This is a genomic window from Vagococcus fluvialis (assembly GCF_048815235.1).
Taxonomy (GTDB): Bacteria; Bacillota; Bacilli; order Lactobacillales; family Vagococcaceae; genus Vagococcus.
The window spans coordinates 25,360-47,882 of the sequence record NZ_JBMEAO010000012.1 but is presented as its reverse complement, the minus strand read 5'-3'; the positions used below and the strand labels follow the sequence as shown (position 1 = coordinate 47,882).

The 22,523-nt window shown below is 33.1% G+C and carries 22 protein-coding genes; 20 read left to right on the top strand and 2 right to left on the bottom strand.

All coding sequences use genetic code 11. The annotated features are described in order from the left end of the window. Positions 1-20: 20 nt before the first annotated feature. Positions 21-686 (top strand): TrkA family potassium uptake protein, encoded by a 666-nt coding sequence (locus tag ACODH8_RS08965; RefSeq protein WP_332465856.1) that lies wholly within the window; start codon positions 21-23, stop codon positions 684-686. A gap of 77 nt (positions 687-763) precedes the next feature. Next, positions 764-1,051: an iron-sulfur cluster biosynthesis protein gene (locus ACODH8_RS08960; RefSeq protein WP_332465855.1), complete on the top strand. Its 288-nt coding sequence runs from the start codon at positions 764-766 to the stop codon at positions 1,049-1,051. Between the two features lie 28 nt (positions 1,052-1,079). On the opposite strand, the gene ACODH8_RS08955 is transcribed toward ACODH8_RS08960, so the two are convergent. Then, positions 1,080-1,886 carry a DUF1189 domain-containing protein gene (locus ACODH8_RS08955; protein ID WP_332465854.1) on the bottom strand — a complete coding sequence of 269 codons (807 nt, stop codon included), beginning with the start codon at positions 1,884-1,886 and terminating at the stop codon, positions 1,080-1,082. A 155-nt stretch (positions 1,887-2,041) separates the two neighbouring features. Here ACODH8_RS08955 and ACODH8_RS08950 point away from each other — a divergent pair, with 155 nt between their 5' ends. The 18 genes from ACODH8_RS08950 (at position 2,042) to tsaD (ending at position 21,705) form a co-directional block, all read left to right on the top strand. Next, entirely contained in the window at positions 2,042-2,647 is a 606-nt protein-coding gene (locus ACODH8_RS08950) for a superoxide dismutase (RefSeq protein ID WP_332465853.1), read from the top strand. Positions 2,648-2,828: 181 nt separating this feature from the next. Further along, positions 2,829-3,128 (top strand): DUF1507 family protein, encoded by a 300-nt coding sequence (locus tag ACODH8_RS08945; RefSeq protein ID WP_332465852.1) that lies wholly within the window; start codon positions 2,829-2,831, stop codon positions 3,126-3,128. A gap of 5 nt (positions 3,129-3,133) precedes the next feature. After that, positions 3,134-4,360 carry an FtsW/RodA/SpoVE family cell cycle protein gene (locus ACODH8_RS08940; protein WP_332465851.1) on the top strand — a complete coding sequence of 409 codons (1,227 nt, stop codon included), beginning with the start codon at positions 3,134-3,136 and terminating at the stop codon, positions 4,358-4,360. Positions 4,361-4,382: 22 nt separating this feature from the next. Beyond that, entirely contained in the window at positions 4,383-7,808 is a 3,426-nt protein-coding gene (locus ACODH8_RS08935) for a pyruvate carboxylase (RefSeq protein WP_332465850.1), read from the top strand. Positions 7,809-7,825: 17 nt separating this feature from the next. Further along, entirely contained in the window at positions 7,826-8,971 is a 1,146-nt protein-coding gene (locus ACODH8_RS08930; RefSeq protein ID WP_332465849.1) for a CAP-associated domain-containing protein, read from the top strand. Beyond that, positions 8,968-9,396, top strand: a complete 429-nt coding sequence (locus tag ACODH8_RS08925) for a YlbF family regulator (protein WP_332465848.1) — start codon at positions 8,968-8,970, stop codon at positions 9,394-9,396. Before ACODH8_RS08930 ends, ACODH8_RS08925 begins: the two co-directional genes overlap by 4 nt. Then, entirely contained in the window at positions 9,386-9,745 is a 360-nt protein-coding gene (locus tag ACODH8_RS08920) for a YlbG family protein (protein WP_332465847.1), read from the top strand. Before ACODH8_RS08925 ends, ACODH8_RS08920 begins: the two co-directional genes overlap by 11 nt. A 330-nt stretch (positions 9,746-10,075) precedes the next feature. Then, positions 10,076-11,884: a glutamine--fructose-6-phosphate transaminase (isomerizing) gene (gene glmS / locus ACODH8_RS08915; protein ID WP_420517680.1), complete on the top strand. Its 1,809-nt coding sequence runs from the start codon at positions 10,076-10,078 to the stop codon at positions 11,882-11,884. 285 nt (positions 11,885-12,169) lie between these two features. Further along, positions 12,170-13,744: a ribosomal protection-like ABC-F family protein gene (abc-f, locus tag ACODH8_RS08910; protein ID WP_332465845.1), complete on the top strand. Its 1,575-nt coding sequence runs from the start codon at positions 12,170-12,172 to the stop codon at positions 13,742-13,744. A 65-nt stretch (positions 13,745-13,809) separates the two neighbouring features. After that, a complete protein-coding gene (locus ACODH8_RS08905; RefSeq protein WP_332465844.1) occupies positions 13,810-14,520 on the top strand; it encodes a glucosamine-6-phosphate deaminase in 711 nt (236 codons plus the stop codon). Between the two features lie 170 nt (positions 14,521-14,690). After that, positions 14,691-15,674: a UDP-glucose 4-epimerase GalE gene (galE, locus tag ACODH8_RS08900; protein ID WP_332465843.1), complete on the top strand. Its 984-nt coding sequence runs from the start codon at positions 14,691-14,693 to the stop codon at positions 15,672-15,674. A 19-nt stretch (positions 15,675-15,693) separates the two neighbouring features. Further along, positions 15,694-16,959, top strand: a complete 1,266-nt coding sequence (locus ACODH8_RS08895) for a hypothetical protein (protein ID WP_332465842.1) — start codon at positions 15,694-15,696, stop codon at positions 16,957-16,959. Between the two features lie 143 nt (positions 16,960-17,102). Then, positions 17,103-18,413: a hemolysin family protein gene (locus ACODH8_RS08890; protein ID WP_332465841.1), complete on the top strand. Its 1,311-nt coding sequence runs from the start codon at positions 17,103-17,105 to the stop codon at positions 18,411-18,413. A gap of 9 nt (positions 18,414-18,422) precedes the next feature. Then, positions 18,423-18,947 (top strand): NUDIX hydrolase, encoded by a 525-nt coding sequence (locus ACODH8_RS08885; protein WP_332465914.1) that lies wholly within the window; start codon positions 18,423-18,425, stop codon positions 18,945-18,947. Positions 18,948-19,040: 93 nt separating this feature from the next. Then, positions 19,041-19,769, top strand: coding sequence for a tRNA (adenosine(37)-N6)-threonylcarbamoyltransferase complex dimerization subunit type 1 TsaB (tsaB, locus tag ACODH8_RS08880; RefSeq protein WP_332465840.1), 729 nt, complete (start codon positions 19,041-19,043; stop codon positions 19,767-19,769). Beyond that, positions 19,753-20,220, top strand: a complete 468-nt coding sequence (gene rimI, locus ACODH8_RS08875) for a ribosomal protein S18-alanine N-acetyltransferase (RefSeq protein ID WP_332465839.1) — start codon at positions 19,753-19,755, stop codon at positions 20,218-20,220. Before tsaB ends, rimI (ACODH8_RS08875) begins: the two co-directional genes overlap by 17 nt. 3 nt (positions 20,221-20,223) lie before the next feature. Next, positions 20,224-20,664 (top strand): ribosomal protein S18-alanine N-acetyltransferase, encoded by a 441-nt coding sequence (rimI, locus tag ACODH8_RS08870; RefSeq protein WP_332465838.1) that lies wholly within the window; start codon positions 20,224-20,226, stop codon positions 20,662-20,664. Positions 20,665-20,676: 12 nt separating this feature from the next. Next, the gene (gene tsaD / locus ACODH8_RS08865) at positions 20,677-21,705 is read left to right on the top strand and encodes a tRNA (adenosine(37)-N6)-threonylcarbamoyltransferase complex transferase subunit TsaD (protein WP_332465837.1); all 1,029 of its coding nucleotides are present in this window, start codon (positions 20,677-20,679) and stop codon (positions 21,703-21,705) included. 35 nt (positions 21,706-21,740) lie between these two features. Here the strand turns inward: tsaD and ACODH8_RS08860 are convergent, their stop codons facing one another. Further along, entirely contained in the window at positions 21,741-22,442 is a 702-nt protein-coding gene (locus ACODH8_RS08860) for a CPBP family intramembrane glutamic endopeptidase (protein ID WP_332465836.1), read from the bottom strand. Positions 22,443-22,523 lie beyond the last annotated feature (81 nt).

Sequence of the window (22,523 nt, the reverse complement as noted above, 5' to 3'; positions counted from 1 at the left end):
AGATAAGAGGAGAATTTAACATGCGGAAATCATTCGCTATTATTGGGTTAGGTAGATTCGGTGGAAGTGTCTGCCAAGAACTAATTAAATCAGATCAAGAGGTTTTAGCTATAGATAATTGTGAGGACCGAGTTAACGAGTATATGAACATTGCGACTCATGCAGTTGTAGCGAATGCTCAAGATGAGGCCACATTAAGATCTTTAGGTCTTAGAAATTTTGATCATGTAATTGTTGCGATCGGAGAAGATATTCAAGCAAGTATCTTAGTAACGTTAATGGCGAAAGAAATGGGCGTTCCTAAAATAACAGCGAAGGCTCAAAATGAATATCATGCTCGTGTGTTAGATAAAGTAGGAGCCGACATAGTTGTCCACCCAGAGAGAGATATGGGAATTAGATTAGGTCATAAATTGACATCAAACAATATGTTAGATTTCATCGAACTATCTGAAAATTACTCTCTAGCTGAAGTAATGGTAACGAATAAAAAATTCTACAACAAAACAATTGAAGAAATTAATTTTAGAAAACATTTCAATTTAACTATCGTAGCTATTCGACGTGGGAAAAGTGAACTGATTGTTTCACCCCCTGCGAATCAACTCATTTTAGAAAATGATGTCCTACTTGTCGTTGGACAAAATGATGATGTTGATTACTTAGATGAAAAGCTAAATAAATAAAAAGCAATGAGCAAAATGCTCATTGCTTTTTTTTACATGTGTTAGAATAAAGTGTATTAAAGAGTGGGGGAGACATAATGGAATTAACTATCACACCCCAAGCAATTGCTTGGTATAAAGAAGAATTACATTTAAAAGAAGGAGATAGCCTAAAAATTTCTGGGAAATACGGCGGAGCAACAAACGTTCACGTTGGTTTTTCGACAGGGATTGAAAAGACTACGCCACATCAAGTGAATTATGAAACAGTCCTTGAAGGAATCACTTTTTTTACTGAACAAGGCGATGACTGGTTTTTTGCAGATTATAATTTAAGTATCACGCTAGATGATAAGTTAAATGAACCAGTTTATACATACAATTAAAAAAACGACTCCACAAAGGAGTCGTTTTTTATTTTTTAGTTGGCTTTTTTGGTTTTGGGAAAATATTGAAGTAAATGATTAAGGTTAAAGCTAAACTAATTGAGCCGATTGCTAACGTTGGCCAGACAAATTGTAATAATACAGTTAAAAGTGTTGGGAATGTTGAGCAATAAACTAATATTTTAAAGACTTCGCCAAAACGTAACTGAACCATTTTCATTTTAGTAAATAGATTAGCAAAGAATGTCATAATAATTAGGTCAAATAGGAAACTTGCAAAAATAATTATGACAGATGTTATTAAGACAATCAAAAATAAAATTGTTGTTTGGGTTCTCTGTGTTAATAAATCACTAACAAATGCTTTATTAATGTTACTTAACTGAGGTGTAGAGTATGGTAATGATAAGACGTTACTATCGATTACATCAGCTGTAGAACCCACAGTTGGTAAAACTAGAACTACTTCATCTTTTAATAATGCTAAGGTAAGAACACCTTTTGAAGCATCTGATTGCACATCTTGTTTGTTTCTCTTACCATCAGGATCAAAGGTAAAAATCATTGAATCTGTTTGATAAATAAATCCTGAATCCTTTTCAGTTGTTTTTAGTTTATTATCTTCAATGGAAAAATCAGGCATTTCTGCAACGATTTTTTCACCATCTTGTTGTAATGAACTTAGCAGCCCCATACTTTGAAAAGCAACTGGCAAACTTAATAATAAAGAAAGAAAAATCATATAAAAGAAAACATGAAAACCTTTCTTGTTTCTAGCTTCAATTAAAAGAGCTGGTTGTTTAAATGTTGATTTGATTAATTTATATGTACTCATAGGATCTCCTTTAAATCTTCAATATGCTTAATTGTAACGTTTTTAAAGACCTTAGACAAGTTTTTGTATTGAGGGTTCAATATTTTGTTTTTAATGTGGGATAATGGTATGATTAAGGTGTTAGAGATAACAATGATCATTAGGAGGATTTAATAATGACTTATACATTACCTGAATTACCATATGCAAAAAATGCATTAGAACCACATATTGATGAATTAACTATGACACTTCATCATGATAAACATCACAATACTTATGTGACAAACTTAAACGCAGCGATTGAAAAATATCCTGAATTAGGTTCAAAATCAATTGAAGAATTAGTTTCAAACTTAAATGATGTTCCTGAAGACATCCGTATGGCTGTGCGTAACAATGGTGGCGGACATGCTAACCATGCTTTCTTCTGGGAAATTATGGGACCAAATGGTGGCGGTGAGCCAACAGGTGCTATTAAAGAAGGAATTGAATCTACTTTTGGTAGTTATGACGCGTTTAAAGAGCAATTTACAGCAGCTGCTGTAGGTCGTTTCGGTTCAGGTTGGGCATGGTTAGTTGATAACAATGGTAAACTTGAAATTATGTCAACTCCTAACCAAGATTCACCTTTAACTGAAGGAAAAACTCCTTTATTAGGATTAGATGTTTGGGAACATGCTTATTACAAAAAATATAGCAACGTGCGTCCAGATTACATTAAAGCTTTCTTTAACGTAATTAACTGGGAAGAAGTTAACAAACGTTTGGCTGCAATTTAATAATAAAGTTTGGTAGGGTAAAAGAATTTTCTTTTACCCTATTTTTATTGTCTGTTTTCTTTACAAGCATAGTCAAAATAGACTATTATAGATAGAAGATATAAAATTATAATGGCTATTTTTGTGAGGAAAAAAAAGATCCTCATTTACTTATATAAAGAAGTCGTTAAGGAGGACTATCATGGTTTTGGAGATAGTGAAAAAAGAGGCAATAGAAGCGTTGAATCAAGAAGCCTCAAAAATCAGACAATTAATTACTAATCAAAGAAATTATCAATGCATTACGCAATGTAAAGCATTTGAAGAAGTTGTAGATACACAAATGTTTGGATTTTCTAAACAAGTTGAATATGCTCAAAAAATTGGCATTTTATCCAGAAAAGAAGGAAGCCAATTGGTAAATGAGTTAGAACAAGAATTGAATGAAGTTTATAGTTCAGTTTATGATGAGCAAAAAAAGAAAGATTCAGTTAAGGAGTAAAGCATATGCCAAAACATGTCAAAAAACGTTTGTACTTAGACTATGGCATATTAATTCCATATCTAATTTTATCTGTTCTAGGGATAATCATGGTCTACAGTGCCAGTTCTGCTAAATTAGCAGCTGCAGGGAAAAACCCTGGACAAGACGCTATTAAGCAAGCAGTCTTTTTTATTGCTTGTTTAATAGCCATTACTTTTATTTATCAAATGAAAACTAAGGTATTTCAAAATAAACGGTTTATTATGTTTGCAATAGTTGCAATTAGCTCCATGCTTGTATTGACTAAGTTTTCAAATTTAGGGCAATCTGGTGGTGGAGCTGATGGTTGGTTAAATATTTTTGGATTTACTATTCAACCAGCCGAATTTTTAAAAATAGTCATCATCTGGTATTTAGCGTACATTTTATCTCGTAGGCAAAATATGATAAATGCTAGTTTTAAGGAAGCTGCTCTCAAACCATTAGTTTTAATAGGCGGCTTAATCTTTCTAGTTGTTATCCAACCAGATAATGGTGGGGCTGTTATACTAGCTATGATTGCTTCTATTATGGTTTTTGCTAGTGGGATTAATTATTGGTATACAGTCTTAGCAATGGGCGGTGGTGTACTAGGATCTTACTTAGCTATTAATTTAATCACTTTAACAGGTGGAGCACTTTTCCCAGACCGATTTAAATATGTTTATAATCGTTTTAGAACTTTTGATAACCCGTTTGTTGATCCTTTAGGTGATGGTCATCAAATGGTTAACTCTTATTATGCAATGAGTAACGGAGGATGGTTTGGTTTAGGTATTGGAAACAGTATTCAAAAGAAAGGTTTCTTACCAGAAGCTCAAACTGACTTTATGTTTTCTATTGTTATTGAAGAGTTAGGTTTAATAGTAGCCTTACTTATTTTAGGTATTTTGTTATTCTTAATTTTAAGAATTTTAATGATAGGAATAAAATCTAAAAATACATTTAATTCTATGATGTGTATTGGTATTGGGAGTATGATTCTCATTCAAACCTTTATTAATATAGGTGGTATTACAGGGATTATTCCGTTAACGGGGGTAACCTTCCCATTCTTAAGTCAAGGTGGATCAAGTTTATTAACCTTATCTATAGGAATTGGATTTGCTTTAAATATTAGTGCAGATGAAAAGAAAAGAACATTTGATGAACATAATAAAAGAATCGCTTTAGAATACCATGATTCAAGTATGTTAGATTATCAAAGATAAGATGAGTATTGGGGGAATAGATATGAAAAAAGTATTAGTCGCAAATAGAGGAGAAATCGCCATTCGCGTATTTCGTGCCTGTACCGAAATAGGGATTCAAACAGTTGGAATTTATGCAGCTGAGGATGAAAAATCTATTCACCGTTTTAAAGCTGATGAAGCTTACTTAGTTGGAAAAGGAAAAAAACCAATTGATGCTTACTTAGATATTGAAGATATTATTCGTATCGCAAAAGAAAGTCATGTTGATGCGATTCATCCAGGATACGGTTTCTTATCAGAAAACTTAGAATTTGCTAAACGATGTGAAGAAGAAGGTATCACTTTTATTGGACCTACTGTTAAACATTTAGATATGTTTGGAGATAAAATCAAAGCGAAAGAAGCAGCGATTTCAGCGGGCGTTCAATCGATCCCAGGTACAGATGGACCCGTTGCTTCAGTTGAAGAAGCTTTAGCTTTTGGAGATGAGTTTGGTTATCCTGTGATGATTAAAGCTGCCCTTGGTGGTGGTGGTCGCGGAATGCGTGTAGCTCACAATGAATCAGAAGCAAGAGATGGTTTCTACCGTGCTAAAAGCGAAGCGAAAGCCTCATTTGGAAATGATGATGTTTATGTTGAAAAATACATTTCAAATCCTAAACATATTGAAGTTCAAATATTAGGAGACACTCATGGAAATGTGATTCATTTGTTTGAAAGAGATTGTTCTGTTCAACGACGTCATCAAAAGGTAGTTGAAGTTGCTCCATGTGTATCAATGTCAGAAAATCAGCGACAAGAAATTTGTCAAGCGGCTGTTAAATTAATGAAACATGTTGATTATGTTAATGCGGGAACTGTTGAATTTTTAGTGGAGGGAGATAACTATTACTTTATTGAAGTTAACCCTCGTGTCCAAGTAGAGCATACAATTACAGAGATGATTACAGACGTTGATATTGTCATGGCTCAGTTGGAAATTGCAATGGGAAAAGATTTGCATGAAGAAATTGGCATTCCGAAACAGGATGAGTTAAGAATTCATGGCTTTGCTATTCAATGTCGCATTACGACAGAAGATCCGTTGAATAATTTTATGCCAGATACAGGGAAAATAGATACTTATCGTTCTCCAGGTGGTTACGGCATTCGTCTTGATTTAGGTAATGCATTTGCTGGAGCAGTTGTGACTCCTTTCTTTGATTCACTATTGGTTAAAGCTTGTACTCATGGTATTACGTTTGAACAAACTATATCTAAAATGCAAAGAGCTTTAAAAGAATTTAGAGTTCGTGGTGTTAAAACGAATATTCCATTTTTAAGTAATGTTATTTCTCACCCTACTTTTAAGTCTGGTCTGGCTATTACAACTTTTATTGATGAATCGCCAGAATTATTTGAGTTTCCAAGAGTGAGAGACCGCGGGAACAAAACAATGAAATACATTAGTGAAGTAACAGTTAATGGTTTCCCAGGTATTGAAAAAAGCCCTAAAATCTATTATACAGAACCGCGTATACCTAAAATAATTGAGACTAAACCTAAAATAGTAACAGCAAAAAACATATTAACAGAATCAGGTGCTGAGGGTGTTGTTGAGTGGATTAAATCAACAGATGAACTACTCTTAACAGATACAACTTTTAGAGATGCTCATCAAAGCTTATTAGCAACTCGAGTGAGAACAACTGATTTAAACCATATTGCGAAAGAAACAGAACAAGCTATTCCGCAACTATTCTCTAGTGAAATGTGGGGAGGAGCTACATTTGATGTAGCTTACCGCTTCTTAAATGAGGACCCTTGGAAAAGGCTTAAAAAGTTACGTAAATTAATGCCAAATACGTTATTCCAAATGTTATTTAGAGGTTCAAATGCTGTTGGCTATCAAAATTATCCAGATAATGTCTTAAAAGAATTTATTGATGTCGCTGCAGCTGAAGGAATCGATGTGTTCCGTATTTTCGATAGTCTAAATTGGTTACCACAAATGGAAAAAAGTATTCAATATGTTCGTGATGCTGGCAAAATTGCAGAGGGAACAATTTGTTATACGGGTGACGTCATGGATAAGAGACGAGCTAAATACGATATTGCTTATTACGTTGAAATGGCTAAAGAGCTTGAAAAAATGGGAGCTCATATTATTGCGATTAAAGATATGGCTGGTTTACTAAAACCACAAGCAGCTTATCATTTAATTTCCGAATTAAAAGCAACAGTTGAAGTGCCAATTCATTTACATACACATGATACAGCTGGAAATGGAATTATTACTTATTCTGCAGCAACAAAAGCGGGCGTTGACATTGTTGATGTTGCTACAAGCGCTATGAGTAGTGCAACAAGCCAACCAAGTATGAGTAGTTTATATTATGCTCTAGTTGATGGTCCTAGAACGCCGAAATTAGACATAGATAATGTCCAACAAATTAACCATTATTGGGAAGATGTACGTAAATATTATAGTCCATTTGAAAATGGCATTAGTGCCCCACAAACTGAAGTTTACGCTCATGAAATGCCAGGAGGTCAGTATTCTAATTTACAACAACAAGCAAAAGCTGTGGGATTAGAAGAAAATTGGGAAGAAATTAAAGAACGTTATGCTGAAGTTAACCTGTTATTTGGTGATATTGTTAAGGTGACGCCATCATCTAAAGTGGTAGGTGATATGGCACTCTTTATGGTTCAAAACAAACTGAGTAGCGATGATATCTATCAAAAAGGTAAAGAGTTGAATTTCCCAGAATCAGTGATTAGTTTCTTTAAAGGCGATTTAGGTCAACCCACAGGAGGATTCCCTAAAGAGCTTAAAGAAGTGATACTAAATGGTCGTGAATCAATTGAGGTTCGACCTGGTTCTTTAGCTGAGTCAGTGGACTTTGCCTCAGTTAAAAAGGAATTAAAAGAATTGGTAGGATTTGAACCAAGTCAAAAAGATGTGATTAGTTATATTATGTATCCACAAGTCTTTTTAGATTATTGTAAGATGAATGATAGTTTTGGTGATGTTGAACTACTGGATACAGCAACGTTCTTCCAAGGAATGAGAATAGGTGAAACCATTGAAGTTCGCATTGAAAAAGGAAAAACATTAATTATTACATTAGACCAAATTGGAGACCCTGATTTAGAGGGAAATAGAGTGCTATTCTTCAATTTAAATGGTCAAAGACGTGAGATAGTTGTGAAAGACAGTAATGTAAAATCAACGGTTATGATGAAAGAAAAAGCTGAACCAACTAACAAAGCTCATGTAGGAGCGACGATGTCAGGGTCTGTATTAGATGTTTTAGTACAACCTGGTGACACTGTTGAAAAAGGTCAAGCGTTACTTATTACAGAAGCAATGAAGATGGAAACAACGATTCATTCTAAACGCAGTGGTGTTGTTAAACGCGTTCTAGTAGCTAGTGGTGAAGCGATTCAATCTGGAGACTTATTAATTGATTTAAGTATATAGGAAAGAGAAGTGAAGGAATGAAACGTTTTTTTGAATTTACTGTTTGCTTAATTATAGTATTTAGTATAGTTTACATGAAGCCTGTCATTTCTTCTCGAAATCAACCTAAGCCAAAAAATGATTTGTTGGTTGAAGAAGTTAAAGTGTCTCATAAATCAGTTCCTTATTATGAGCTTAATACAACAGGTATGGCTAACCATATTGGAAAAACTGAAAAAGAATTTTTAAAAGAATTTCCTAATCCTAAAAAAACATGGGACTCATATAATGGATCCAAGTGGTTGGTCTACGGAGAAACTGTGGAGGATACGTATCAAGTTGAAATCAGAAATCATGTGGTAACAAGTATTTTTGTTTTAGGGGAAAAGGTTGACTCTAGTCCGTTTTCAATGGGAATGAATTTAGTTGATTTAGCTGAGATAACAACTATTTTTTCTAATTTTAATTTTGAATATGGTGATGAAAAGTACGAAGTTGAACTAACAGAAGATGATATGAACTATCGCCCACTGGTTGCTTTTAACAACGGGACTTTTGCTATGCTTCATATTAATCAAGGGAATGGTCAATTAATGGCAGTTCGTTATCTTGATAAAAATAGTTTGTTAGCATTAATGCCGTATCAGATGAACCAAGAAAATAAGGTGAAGCAAGGGTTGCAAACACCTCCTGAAACTTGGGGAAAAGTTAATCAAGATAATAGAGAGCAATTAATAGCGATATTAAACCTTCTACGAGAAAAAGAAGAGAAAGAAAAATATGTTTTAGACTCTAAACTTCAAGTAGGAGCAACAGAATCTTTACAAACACTAATTGAAAAACCTGAAGATATATTAGAAGATGAAGCACGTCTTAAATCATGGCAAGAGATGGTGGATAAAGAAGATATTTCTTCAACTTTTTTACTTAATGAAAAGGAACTAAAAAAATTAGCAACTAAAGTTGATTTAAAGGAAAAAGAAACTCATGGTATTTTTTATTATCCAGTAACTGATGTCCCTTTTATGGTGACAAACTGGTATGGTAGTCGCTTTTATCATGAGGAGCTAGCTCATAAGACTGACCGTTTAATAGGAATTTCTTTTAATGAGGAAATGGTGATGACCTTTCTTGGACCTGAAAATGAAGCAAGCCAAACAACAGAAAGTAGTGATAACAATTGATTTATAATGACGAAGTGTTAGCTATTGAAAATTCAGTAAGCGACTTATCAAAAAAAATTAATCAAAGTCACTTGGTTGACGCTTACTTAACTAGTTTTGAAGCAATGGCAATTGATTCAGAAGTTACTAAAATCAGAGATGACTTTTTATCAGCAAAAGAAAAGTTTGAACGTGTAGAGCCTTATGGGAAATATGCACCAGATTTTAAAGAAACAAGAAGAGCTGTTAGAAAAGCAAAGCGTCAATTAGATACAAATGAATTAGTCAGTGAATTTAAATATAATGAGACTTCTCTACAAAATATGTTAGATTACCTAACGTTTGATATCGCGAAATCTATTTCAGATGATATTAAAATAGACGCAGGAAATCCATTTTTTGAATTTGCTAAACGAGGATGTGGAGGAAACTGTCATGTTGGATAAGGAAGTTTATGACACAAATTCTTTAGATGTTGTACCAAGACGTGGATTGATTGTATGGGTGTATAGTCTAAAACAATTAAAAAATTTACGTCGTTTTGGGTATGTTCATCATGTGTCAAGAAAACAAAAATATGTTGTTCTTTATGTAGATGACATTGATGTCGATGAAACAATCAGTCGAATTGAAAAACAATTTTTTGTAAGAAGTGTTGATAAATCAATGCGACCAGATATTAATATGAATTTTGACAATCGTCTTGGAAATAAAGATGTACCAAATGATAAAGAAGAACCTGTTGAATTTGAAGAACAAAATACTGAAATTGTTTTAGCTGATTTTGTACAGTAAGAGAAAAAGATTAGTCCATAACGGGCTAATCTTTTTGTTTTATCTATACCAATTAGTGGTAAAAACGAAAAAAACAACATAAATCATTGACTGGTGTTGATAAAAGAAGTATTATACTCTTGCTTCTGTAAAATAAAGGTATTTTTTATCTATACCATTTTAAAGCGCCAGACCTTAATAGGTGACGAGGAAAGAATTTATCGAATATTTCGGCGGATAATTCTAGGAACTGTATTCTATAGGAATCTTACAAAACTAAGTAGTAATACTTTTGACAAAAGAGATTCCAAGCAGGACAGAAGTAATAACAATGGAAAGTTGGCAGAATTAATGTGTGGAATTGTAGGAGTCGTAGGTAGTCAAAATGCAAAGGAAATTATTTTAACAGGTTTACATAAATTAGAATATCGAGGATATGATTCAGCTGGTTTAATGCTTAGTGAAAATTCAGAATTAAATATAAAAAAAACACCTGGCAGAGTAGCTGAATTGGAAGAGTCTACCCAAAATATGACAAGTAGCGGAACAGGTATTGGACACACTAGATGGGCAACTCACGGGGAACCTAAAGAGGAAAATGCTCATCCTCATTTATCTAAATCACTACGTTTTGGTTTAGTCCATAATGGCGTTATTGAAAACTATGAAGAATTAAAAGAAAAATATTTACAAGATATTACTCTTTCTGGAGACACAGACAGCGAAGTACTAGTAGAAGTTGTAGATTATTTTTCACGTATTGGTCTAAGTACGTTTGATGCTTTTTCTAGTATGTTAAAAGAAGCTAAAGGTTCTTATGCACTAGCTTTAATTGATACTAAAGAAGATGACACGCTGTATTTAGCAAAACATAAAAGCCCATTATTGATCGGATTAGCAGATGGATACAATCTTGTTGGTAGTGATGCTATGGCGATGATTAATGAAACAAATCAATTTGTTGAAATTATGGATCAGGAACGTATTATCTTAACACCAACTAAAATGACGATTACAGACGTTGAAGGTAATGAAGTATTAAGAGCTCCATTTACGGCTGAAATTGACGCTAGTGATACAGAAAAAGGCTTATACCCTCATTACATGTTAAAAGAAATTGATGAGCAGCCAGCTGTTATGAGAACATTAATTCAAGAATACCTAAATCAAGATGGTTCAACAAAAATTTCTAAAGTTATTTTAGAAGAACTAAAAGAAGCTGATAGAATCTATATCGTTGGTTGTGGAACTAGTTGGCACGCAGGATTAGTTGGTAAAAAAATGTTAGAAGAGTTAACGCAAATTCCAGTTGAAGTTCACCTGGCTAGTGAAATGGGCTATGAAATGCCAATAATCTCTAAAAATCCATACTTCATCTTTTTAACTCAAAGTGGAGAAACAGCAGATAGTCGCCAAGTATTAGTGAAAGTGAATGAATTAAACTACCCATCTTTAACTATTACAAACGTTAAAGGTTCAACACTTTCAAGAGAAGCAACTCATACTTTATTACTTCATGCAGGCCCTGAGATTGCTGTAGCTTCAACAAAAGCATATACGTCTCAAATTGCTGTTATGTTACTCTTAGCAAAAGCTTTAGGTGAAGTGAAAAACAACGAGTCTGCCAAAAAATTAAATGCCATTCATGAATTAGGAATAGTGGCTAGTGCTATGGAAACTTTAGTTGACCAAAAAGAAATGTATGCGTCATTAAGTGAATCTTTCTTAGGAACTGCAAGAAATGCCTTTTATATTGGAAGAGGATTAGATTTTGCCGTGTCATTAGAAGGGGCGCTTAAGTTAAAAGAGATTTCATACATTCAAGCTGAAGGTTTTGCAGCTGGTGAATTAAAACATGGAACGATTGCTTTAATTGAAGAAGGAACACCTGTTATCGGATTGATTTCAAATACGTTAACTAGTTCTCATACAAGAGGTAATATCAAGGAAGTTGAGTCCCGTGGAGCTAATACCTTAGTGATTGCTTTAGAAGGTCTTGAAAAAGAGGGTGACAGCATTGTGTTACCAAAAGTGCATGAATTAGTGACACCTTTAGTAATGGCTATTCCATTACAATTTATTGCTTATTATGCCAGTTTACACCGTGATTTAGATGTTGATAAACCAAGAAACTTAGCTAAAAGTGTGACAGTTGAGTAAATGATAACAACTGTGTTATAATATTAGAAAATAGGAAAGAGGTGAATACTAAATGGTCCGCACTGATAATAAAAATAACAAAACTGAATTAAAGTTCTTGTACCTTTGTCGTGCAATTATTTCCGTGTTTTCAATTAATTGGATTAGTCTGTCTAAAATTAATGAAAATAATGTGAAAACGACCATTTAGTAAAGAACTTCTTTACAAGTAGAATAACAAGGTCGTAGTCTAACTACGGCCTTTTTCTTTACCCTCTGAATGGTTGTTTAAGAAAGAGGATAAATATGTTACAAATAAATCAATTAACTAAAACGATGTTTGGCGAAGTTTTAATCAAAGAAGCAAGTATTCAAATAAATGATGGTCAAAAAGTTGCCTTAGTAGGAAATAATGGAACTGGTAAGTCAACTTTATTAAAATTAATTGCAGGTTTAGAATTACCTGATAAAGGGAGTATTTCTTTATCAAAAAATCAAAAGATTAGTTACTTGGAGCAACATAGTATTGTTGATTCAAATGAAGAAGTATTCGATTATATTTATAATGGTCAAAAAGATATTAAGAATCTTGCAAAGAGATTAGCTGAATTAGAGTCTGATTTGTCGAGGTCTGAGAGTACAGGTAATATGGAGAGTCTGTTAGAACGTTATGGGCATCTCCAAGAAGAGTTCATGGAAAAAGACGGTTACGTTATTGAGGAAAAAATTAAGAGTATTGCAACAGGATTAAAGGTAACAGAATTACTTGGACAACCAGTAAACACTCTTAGTGGTGGTCAACAAACATTAGTGAAATTAGCAAGATGTTTATTGGAAAATAACGAAGTATTGTTATTAGATGAACCGACAAATCATCTTGATACAACCGGTCTTTCTTGGTTAGAAAATTATTTAAAACATAGCGACCAAACCGTTATTGTTGTATCTCATGACCGGTATTTTTTAGATCAAGTAGTTGAAAGAGTTGTTTTGATCGAGTCGTTAAATTTATGTTCTTATCAAGGAAATTATACGAAATTTAAAGAGCTAAAAGAAATAGAACAACTAGCTTTAGAAAAAAACTATCATGAACAACAAAAGGAAATCAAACAAACGGAAGATGCTATCCGTAGATTTAGACATTGGGGAGCAATAAGTGATAACGAAAAGCATTTCAAAAAAGCGAAACGATTAGAAAATCAACTAGAAAAAATGGATAAGATTCAACTTGATAACGAAGTAAATAAGGCAATAAAAAAAGGATTTAGTGAAAGTCAAAAATCAGGTAAAGAGGTTGTGCTAGTTAAAGATTTGTGGAAAATATTTGACGAACAAATTATTTTCAGTGATTTAAATGAATCTATTTACCGAGGTGAAAGAGTTGCTATAACTGGCGGTAATGGTGTTGGGAAAACAACTCTTTTAAAAATAATACTTGGAGAAGAATCTTTTGATGAAGGTGAAGTTAGAGTTGGGGAAAGTGTTGAAATTGGTTATTTATCACAAGTAATTGATTTTACTCGCCCCAATGAAAGTCTGCTAGATTATTTTAGGAGTAGAGTCACTGTTTTAGAGCAGGATGCTAGACGGATTTTATCTTACTTTAAGTTTTATAAGGATGACGTGTTCAAAAAAGTTGGTCACCTAAGTGGTGGTGAAAAAGTAAGGTTGGAGCTAGCGTGTTTAATGAATGGACCTATTAACTGCCTAATTTTAGATGAACCAACCAATCATCTGGATATCAATACTAGAGAGTGGTTAGAGAACCAACTTGAAACCTTTAACGGAACCCTTATTATGGTGAGTCATGACAGATATTTTGTTGAAAAATTAGCTACAAGAAAAATACTGTTAACAAAAGTGTCTGAAGAAAAAAAGTAACTCTTGTTTTTTGATTGAATAAATTATATAATTGGACTATACCAAAACGATAAGGGGCATGACAAATGGAAATTATTAAAGTAAAAGATCAATTTGAAGGTGGTAAAGTAGCTTTTGAGCTTATCCAAAAAGAAATGGCAAAAGGAAATGTAAAAACTTTAGGATTAGCAACAGGAAGTACACCGGAGACTTTATACCAGGAAATCGTTGCCAGTGATTTAGATTTTAGTGAAATGAATTCAGTGAACTTAGATGAATATGTAGGATTAGATTCAAGTAATGATCAAAGCTATGATTATTTTATGAGAAAACATCTTTTTGATGCTAAACCTTTTAAACATAATTATTTACCTGATGGCATGGCTCAAGATGGCGTAGCAGAATGTGCTAGATACGATCAAATCATTGCTGATAATCCAATTGATATCCAAATTTTAGGAATTGGTGAAAATGCTCATATTGGTTTTAACGAACCAGGTTCTTCCTTTGAAGGAACGACTGCTGAGGTGGAATTAACTGAATCAACGATTGAAGCTAATAGCCGAAATTTTGCTAAAAAAGAAGATGTTCCAACAAAAGCTTATTCAATGGGAATTAAATCAATTTTACAAGCTAAAAAAATCATCTTATTAGCATACGGACCTAAAAAAGCGCAAGCGATTTTAGATACTGTGGAAGGTCAAATAACTGAAGATGTGCCGGCTAGTGCCTTACAAGATCACTCAGATGTTATTCTTATTATTGATGAAGCAGCAGGTTCATTACTAAAAGATTAATAGATTAGTTATCATAAAAAATATATAAGAAACGAGAATGTTTTGATGTCATTCTCGTTTTTTTGTCATATTGATTTTTATTATCCTCTAATATCATTATAGTTATTATTTACTATTTAGTGTAAAATAGTGGGAGTATCGTTATTTTTTGTACGAGGAGGAACATATTTATGTCAATTGCTGTATTAGGTGGCGCAGGTTATATCGGTTCACATGCAGTACAAGCGCTGATTGAAAAAGGAGAGCATGTGGTTGTTATTGATAATTTAATGACAGGACACAAAGAGGCTGTTCATGAAAAGGCTTTGTTTTATCAAGGAGATATTCGAGACAAAGAGTTCCTATTATCTGTTTTTAAAAAGGAAAATATTACAGGAGTACTTCATTTTGCAGCAAGTTCTTTAGTAGGAGAGTCTGTATCTAATCCTTTAAAATACTTTAATAACAATGTTTATGGAACACAAATAACATTAGAAGTCATGAATGAATTAGGCATTAATCATATTGTTTTCTCATCTACAGCAGCCACTTACGGTGAACCTGAGGAGATACCTATTTTAGAAACGACCCCAACAAACCCTAAAAATCCATATGGTGAGAGTAAGCTAATGATGGAGAAAATGATGAAATGGTGTGATGAAGCCTATGGTATAAAATTTGTTGCACTACGTTATTTTAATGTAGCTGGAGCTAGTTTAGATACTTCTATTGGAGAAGATCATACGCCAGAAACTCATTTAGTACCTATTATTTTAGAAGTAGTCTTAGGAAAAAGAGAGCATTTATCTATTTTTGGAAATGACTATCCAACAGATGACGGGACTTGTATTCGGGATTATGTACATGTGGTTGATTTAAGCGCTGCCCATGTGTTAGCACTTGACTATTTACAAAAAGGAAATGATAGTTCGGTATTTAATTTAGGTAGCTCTCAAGGTTTTTCTGTTAAAGAAATGGTCGAAGCTGCTAGAGTGGTAACAGGAAAAGAAATTCCGACTTTAATGTCAAAAAGAAGAGCTGGGGATCCAGCAATTTTAGTGGCATCACCAGAAAAAGCTAAAAACATACTAGGGTGGCAACCAATCCATACGAATGTTGAAACCATTCTAGAAACAGCATGGAAGTGGCATCAAAAACACCCGAATGGTTATTAATGCGAAGGAGTAGAGTCAAATGAGAGAAGATTATATCAATTGTTTTATTGAGACAGCTATTCAATCTGGAGGTTGGATGTTATTAGATAAAGTTTATTTGAGAAATCGATTAGTTTCATTAATAGGTGAATGGGATAATAAAGGCGAGACTTTAGAGGAATGTGTACAAGAACAAGTGACAACTGATGACTTATTAAATGAGATGATTCTGATTGCAAGTGAAAATGGAAAGATATCAGCAGATTCCCTTGATTCAGTTGAGCATTTAAAATCTGAACTATTAGATTTGTTAACGCCTCCCACATCTGTTGTTAATGCGTTATTTTCTAAACACTATGATTCTTCACCAAAAGAGGCAACTGATTATTTTTATTTATTAAATACAGTAAATGGGTATATTGAGGACAATTTAAAGCAAGATGGTATCATGGTTAAAAATGATTCAACTTGGCGAATTAGACAAACTAAACCAGCCGTTTTTCATGACAACGAATGCCAACAATGTTTTTCTAGTGAAGGATTTGGTCAGAAAAAGAATCGAACAAAACGTATCATTCGAATGAATTTAAAAGGAGAAAGTTGGGGATTTTATTATCATCCAGAACCTTTAATCAAGGAACATGCCATATTCAGTACAGAAGAACATATTCCCTTTGTTAATTCAAGACAAAGTCATGAGTCAATGTTACGTTTAGTAGATATCTTTCCTCATTATTTTATTTCATTTGATCCAATAAAAAATGAGAAAAAAGATCATGGTTTTTATTTTGGAGGAGAAGCAACTTTACCACTGATTCAAGCAGAAGATGAGTATTCATTTGACATCCCCGGATTTGTGACTGTGAAGGCGTCTGTCGTAAAATGGCCGTTATCTGTTATTCGTTTGCGAACAACATCTAAAAAGAATCTTTTAAACAGCATTGATTACTTAAATCTAAGATGGCAACAATACTCATACCCATCTCTTGATATTATCGCAAGTGACGGTAAAGGAAATACACAACATGGAATGACTCCTATTTTTTACAAAGATGGGGAAGATTATGTCGTTGATTTAATTTTAAGAGATACATCTGACGCTTTTAGTCGAACTGTGGCATATAAGCAATTGTTAGTGGATCCTTTTACAATGATTGATTTAATAGGTGTTGTAAACGTAAAAGATGATTTGTTACTCAATGATCGTTTGTATGATCAAATTGATGAAAACATTGATAAACAAACGATTTTTATGAAAGACAGTGAAGGTGAAAAAGCGTTTATTCGTTTTGTTGATACGCTTTAAAACTGATTTAGACAAAATTAGAGGAAGGTAACTAATTAGTTATCTTCTTTTTCTGTTTTTAGAAATATTTAGTTTAAAAAGTATCTTTTTTCTTCTTATTGTTCTAATATAGTAAGAAGAATAGATACATTATGAGGTGTTTTATGATAGGAATCAAATTATTATTAATTGCTGTAATGATTTATATTACAGCCCTTTTTGTTGCAGCAGAATTTGCTTTAGTGAAGGTAAGATCTTCACGATTAGAACAATTAGCGGCAAATGGAGAAAAAAAGGCTGAATTAGGTTTACATTTAGTGCATCATTTAGATGATTATTTAAGTGCTTGTCAGCTAGGGATTACGTTAACAACATTAATTATTGGGGGCGTTGGAGAGGAAACTGTAAGAGGGTTGATTGAGCCTTTATTTAGTAACTTAGCTATTAGTAAAAGTTTAGCTTTAACAATTTCCATGATATTATCTTATTTTTTAGTAACTTTTGTAGAAGTCGTGGTGGGTGAGTTATTACCTAAATCTTATAGTATTGCGAATGCTGAAAAAGTAACGATGGCAATCGCTAAGCCGTTACACTACTTTTATAAAGCGACCTTTTTATTTATTAAACTATTAAACCATTCAGCTAATTTAATTGGGCGATTATTTGGTATTCATATGGTAGGTGAAGCAGAAGAAACTCTTTCTGAGGAAGAGATTCTTTTAGTTGCTGCTGATAGTCTAGATAAAGGTGAAATCAACCAAGAAGAGTTTAATTACCTATCTAATATTTTTGAATTTGATGAGCGTCAGGTTAAAGAAATTATGACTAACCGATTAGATATGAAAGTATTTGATTATGATATGACTGTTGAAGATGCAATTCCAGTTATGCTAGAGATTGGTTATACAAGATATCCAGTTATAAAAGAGTCAAAGGATGATATCTTAGGTTATGTGACTTTGCAAAAACTTGTTAGAGCTTCTTATATTGATAAAAATAGATTGCTAGCAGAAGAGATTGCTAAACCAATCTTTGTTATGGAAACGATGATTGTTAAAGATGTTTTAAGGAAAATGCAAGAAGAGCATAAACATATAGCAATGGTAGTTGATGAGTACGGTGGTACAGTGGGTATTGTAACGATTGAGGATATCATTGAAGAGATTGTTGGTGATATTCAAGATGAACAAGATACCGAGCAAAAAATGATTCAATCTATAGGAAAAAAAGAATATTTAGTAGCAGGAAAAATTGAATTAGATGAAATCAGACACTTTTTTGATTTAGATGATTTAGAAGACCCTAATGGTAATGTAACTTTAGGGGGATATATGACGAGTGTCTACGGTAATGAAGTGGAAAAAGGTTTTTCATTTGAAGTAGAAGGAGTCATTTTCACAGCCTTATTAGTTAGACAAACTGTTGTTGAACGGATTAAAATTAAGGACACGAGAGTAGAAAATACTGAGGAGTGATTTTAGTTGGTGGAAACATGGGATGTTTATTCAGTGGATAGACAAAAGCTGAATAAAACAGTGACATCTGGATTAGATTTATTAGAGGGTGAGTACCGAATTGTGATTGGTGCTTGTATCTTTAATTCGAAAAATCAATTACTTGTCCAAAAAAGACAAACGGATAAAAAAACATGGCCTAATTATTGGGACATTTCAGTTAGTGGTAGTGTAATCAGTGGTGAAACAAGTTCTCAAGGTGTTAAACGTGAAATTCAAGAAGAATTAGGATTAAGCTTTGATATTGAAGGTATGTTACCTCAATTATCTATTAATTATAATCGAGGCTTTGAAGACTATTATGTTATTGAAGCGGATGTAGATTTAGCCGATGTAGTGATTCAAGAAGAAGAGGTACAAGATGTTGCTTGGATGTCTTTAGATGAAATTAATGAATTAATTGAAAAAGATATTTTTATTCCTTACCATAGTCACTTGATAGGTTTATTGTTCGAGATGAAAACATATTACGGTTCTTATAAAAGGGAAGGCTGAGAAAAACTCAGCCTTTTTTTGACCAATAAAATAATAAAAAAGGAAGAATTATGCTACAATGTAACAGAATACTTTGAAAAAGGGTCGATGATAATGACAGTTTTAGGAATAGATACATCTAATCAAAGCATGTTGCTTTGCTTAGCAGAAAATAACCAACTAACAGCAAGCTATGTTACAACGAATCAAAAAAATCACAGTACAACATTGATGCCTGGGATTGATTTTTTAATGTCTTCAAATGGCAAAAAACCAAAAGATTTATCAAAAATCATAGTCGCTCAAGGACCTGGTTCTTATACTGGACTGCGAATTGGCGTGACCACTGCTAAAACCTTAGCGTGGACTTTAAAGATTGATTTATATAGTGTGTCTACTTTAGCTTTAATTGCTGCAGGACAAGATAAATGGGACGGGCTAATCGTTCCATTAATTAACGCACGTAGGGAGAATGTCTATTCAGCTGCTTATAAGTGGGTTGATGAGGAACTAATAACGGTAATACCTGAAAAACATATATCTTTTAAAGAGTGGGCAGAAGAGTTAAAAGTGACAACAGAAAGAGTTCTTTTTGTTGGATTAGACGTTCCAGTATTTCATGAGTTAATAAATTCTTATGAATGTGACGCGTTTTATTACCACAAAAATGAGACAGATAATGTCCCACATGGGGAAGCTTTCTTAAGATTAGGGAATCAAGCTAAGTTAGTGGATGATATTGAAGGATTTAATCCAAATTATTTGAAAAAAGTTGAAGCAGAAGAAAAATGGTTAGAGACGCATCAGGCACTAGAGGACTCTCACTATGTTAAACGAGTCTAATCATATTACTTTTGAGGTAGCGAATCTAACAGATATTTATTTATTACAAGAGACGCTGAAACGTGTTTATGGGAAATCTCCTTGGAGTTACACTATTTTTTGGTCTGAATTAATTAGAAAAAATACAAGTCGTTATCTAAAGGTTTTTAATAATTATCACTACGTTGGTTTTATTGGGATTCGAACAGATGAAACCGAGGCGCATATTACTAACATAGCAGTCCTTCCTAGTCACCAAAATCAAGGATTTGGTTATTTATTACTAAAGGAAGGCGAATCTTTTGCAAGGGCTAAGGGCTGTTTAACAATCAGTTTGGAAGTTAAAAAATCAAATATAGTAGCCATTGAGCTTTATAAAAAATATGGTTATTTTGTGACTGGTATCAAACAAAAATACTATAAAGAAAATAATGAAGATGCTCTAGAGATGACTTATGTGTTGGAAGGATAATAAATGGTTAACGAAATAGATACAAATACGTTGGGCGAAGCTTTTTATCAAATAAGTGCTACTTCTTTTGAACAAGGATCTCCTTGGTCGAAAGAACAGTTTATCTCTTTTTTTAATCAAGAACATCATATACACGTCATTGTAGAAAGAGATAATGAAATAGCAGGTTTTTTATTGCTTTCTTTTTGCTATGAAGATAGTGAGATAGAATTAATTGCTACATCAAGTGAGTATCAAAGAAGTGGCGTTGGTCAAGAACTGATGTTAAAAGGTTTAGAGCTTTTAAAAGAAAATGAAGTAAAACGTCTTTTATTAGAAGTGAGAGAAAGTAATGAAAAGGCTCAATTATTTTATAAGAAAATCGGCTTTAAAGAATTAGGTAGAAGAAAAAAATACTACCACAAACCACAAGAAGATGCGCTAATATGGCATCTAGATTTATAGGAAGTGAATGATTTGAGTATATTTAAAGGAAAAGAAAGACAACTTATTTTAGCGATTGAAAGTAGTTGTGATGAGACAAGTGTTGCTGTTATCGAGAACGGTAATATTATTTTATCAAATATTGTTGCTTCGCAAATTAATAGTCATAAACGATTTGGTGGAGTTGTGCCTGAAGTAGCAAGTCGACATCACGTGGAACAAATCATAGGCTGTATGGAAGAAGCATTAGACGAGGCTAATGTGACAGTCAGTGATTTAGGTGCTGTTGCAGTTACTTATGGACCTGGTCTTGTAGGAGCACTTTTAATTGGTATTCAAGCAGCTAAAAGCTTTGCTTGGGCAAATGACTTACCTCTTATTCCTGTTAATCATATGGCAGGTCATATTTACGCAGCCAGATTTGTTTCAGAAATGACTTTTCCAGCTTTAGCTCTACTTGTTAGTGGAGGACATACGGAATTAGTTCTTATGAAAGAGCATGGAGATTTTGAGATTATTGGTGAAACGCGAGATGATGCTTGTGGTGAAGCCTATGATAAGGTTGGACGTGTTCTTGGATTAAGTTATCCTAGTGGCAAAGAAATTGATGAATTGGCTCATTTAGGAGAAGACACATACAAGTTTCCTAGAGCAATGATGAAAGAGGATAATTATGACTTTAGTTTTAGTGGACTAAAAAGTTCTTTTATTAATTTAGTTCATAATGCGGAACAACGTAACGAAGAACTAATCAAAGAAAACTTAGCAGCTAGTTTTCAAGCTAGTGTGATTGATGTTTTAGTTCATAAAACGATTCGGGCAGCAAAAGAATTTGATGTGAAGCAAGTTATTTTAGCTGGTGGTGTGGCCGCTAATAAAGGGTTAAGAACAACTTTAGAAGAAGAACTATCAAAAGAGCTACCAACTGTTGATTTTATCATACCGCCGTTTAAGTTGTGTGGAGATAACGCAGCAATGATTGGGGCAGCTGCTTTTATTGAAGCTGAAAAAGGTCATTTTGCTGATGGTTCTTTAAATGCTAAACCAAGCGTTACTTTATAAAAGATTAAAAAAAGATACTAAACAAGAGGATTATGTTAGTTAGCCTCTTGGTTAGTATCATTTTTATCTAGTTGAAAAGTCTTTAGAAAAGTAAACATGATTAATAAAACAGTTATGAAAAATAAGCTAATATTGGATAAAGAAAAGTTAGACATAATAATAAAGTGGGCAATAATACTTGGAAACAAAGAATGACTAAACCAACAAATTAAATAAAGAAAACTGCCGATTAAAAAGGCTGATAAGATAGTGTTTTTATCAAATGGCAGTAGACTAATAGAGAAAAGGCCAGTGGATATAAGGAATTTAGCTAAGTTATTTTTAAATAAATTAGGGATGATACCTCGAAAGAGAAATTCCATAAAAACAGCGCTAAGTAATAAAAAGAGCCAATTATTATTTCCTAATTGATGAGTGATTAATAGCTTACCATCCGTTTTCCAATGAACAGCTAGACTAATAACAAATGACAAACCAAAACAAATACTAAGAATAAGTGATGTAAAATTTAGTGTCTTAGGCTTATTATTTTCGGCTATACTTAATAAGGCTTGTTTTTTATGTATGAAATAAAACATAAACAGAACTAAAATAATTGCAAAAGTATCTGAAATTATCTTTCCGTAAGTCAATGTGTTTAGAAACGAGTTTATTTTTGGAATGGCTTGAGAAAAAACAAGCCAAATAAGATAAATAATAATAGTTTTAATGACTGAGTAGATTCTTTGTGATGTCACACAAACACCTCTTTTTATCCTTAGTATGACGGAATTAATGCTGATTTTAAAGGGATAAAACTTACAGCAACCTTACGAAAA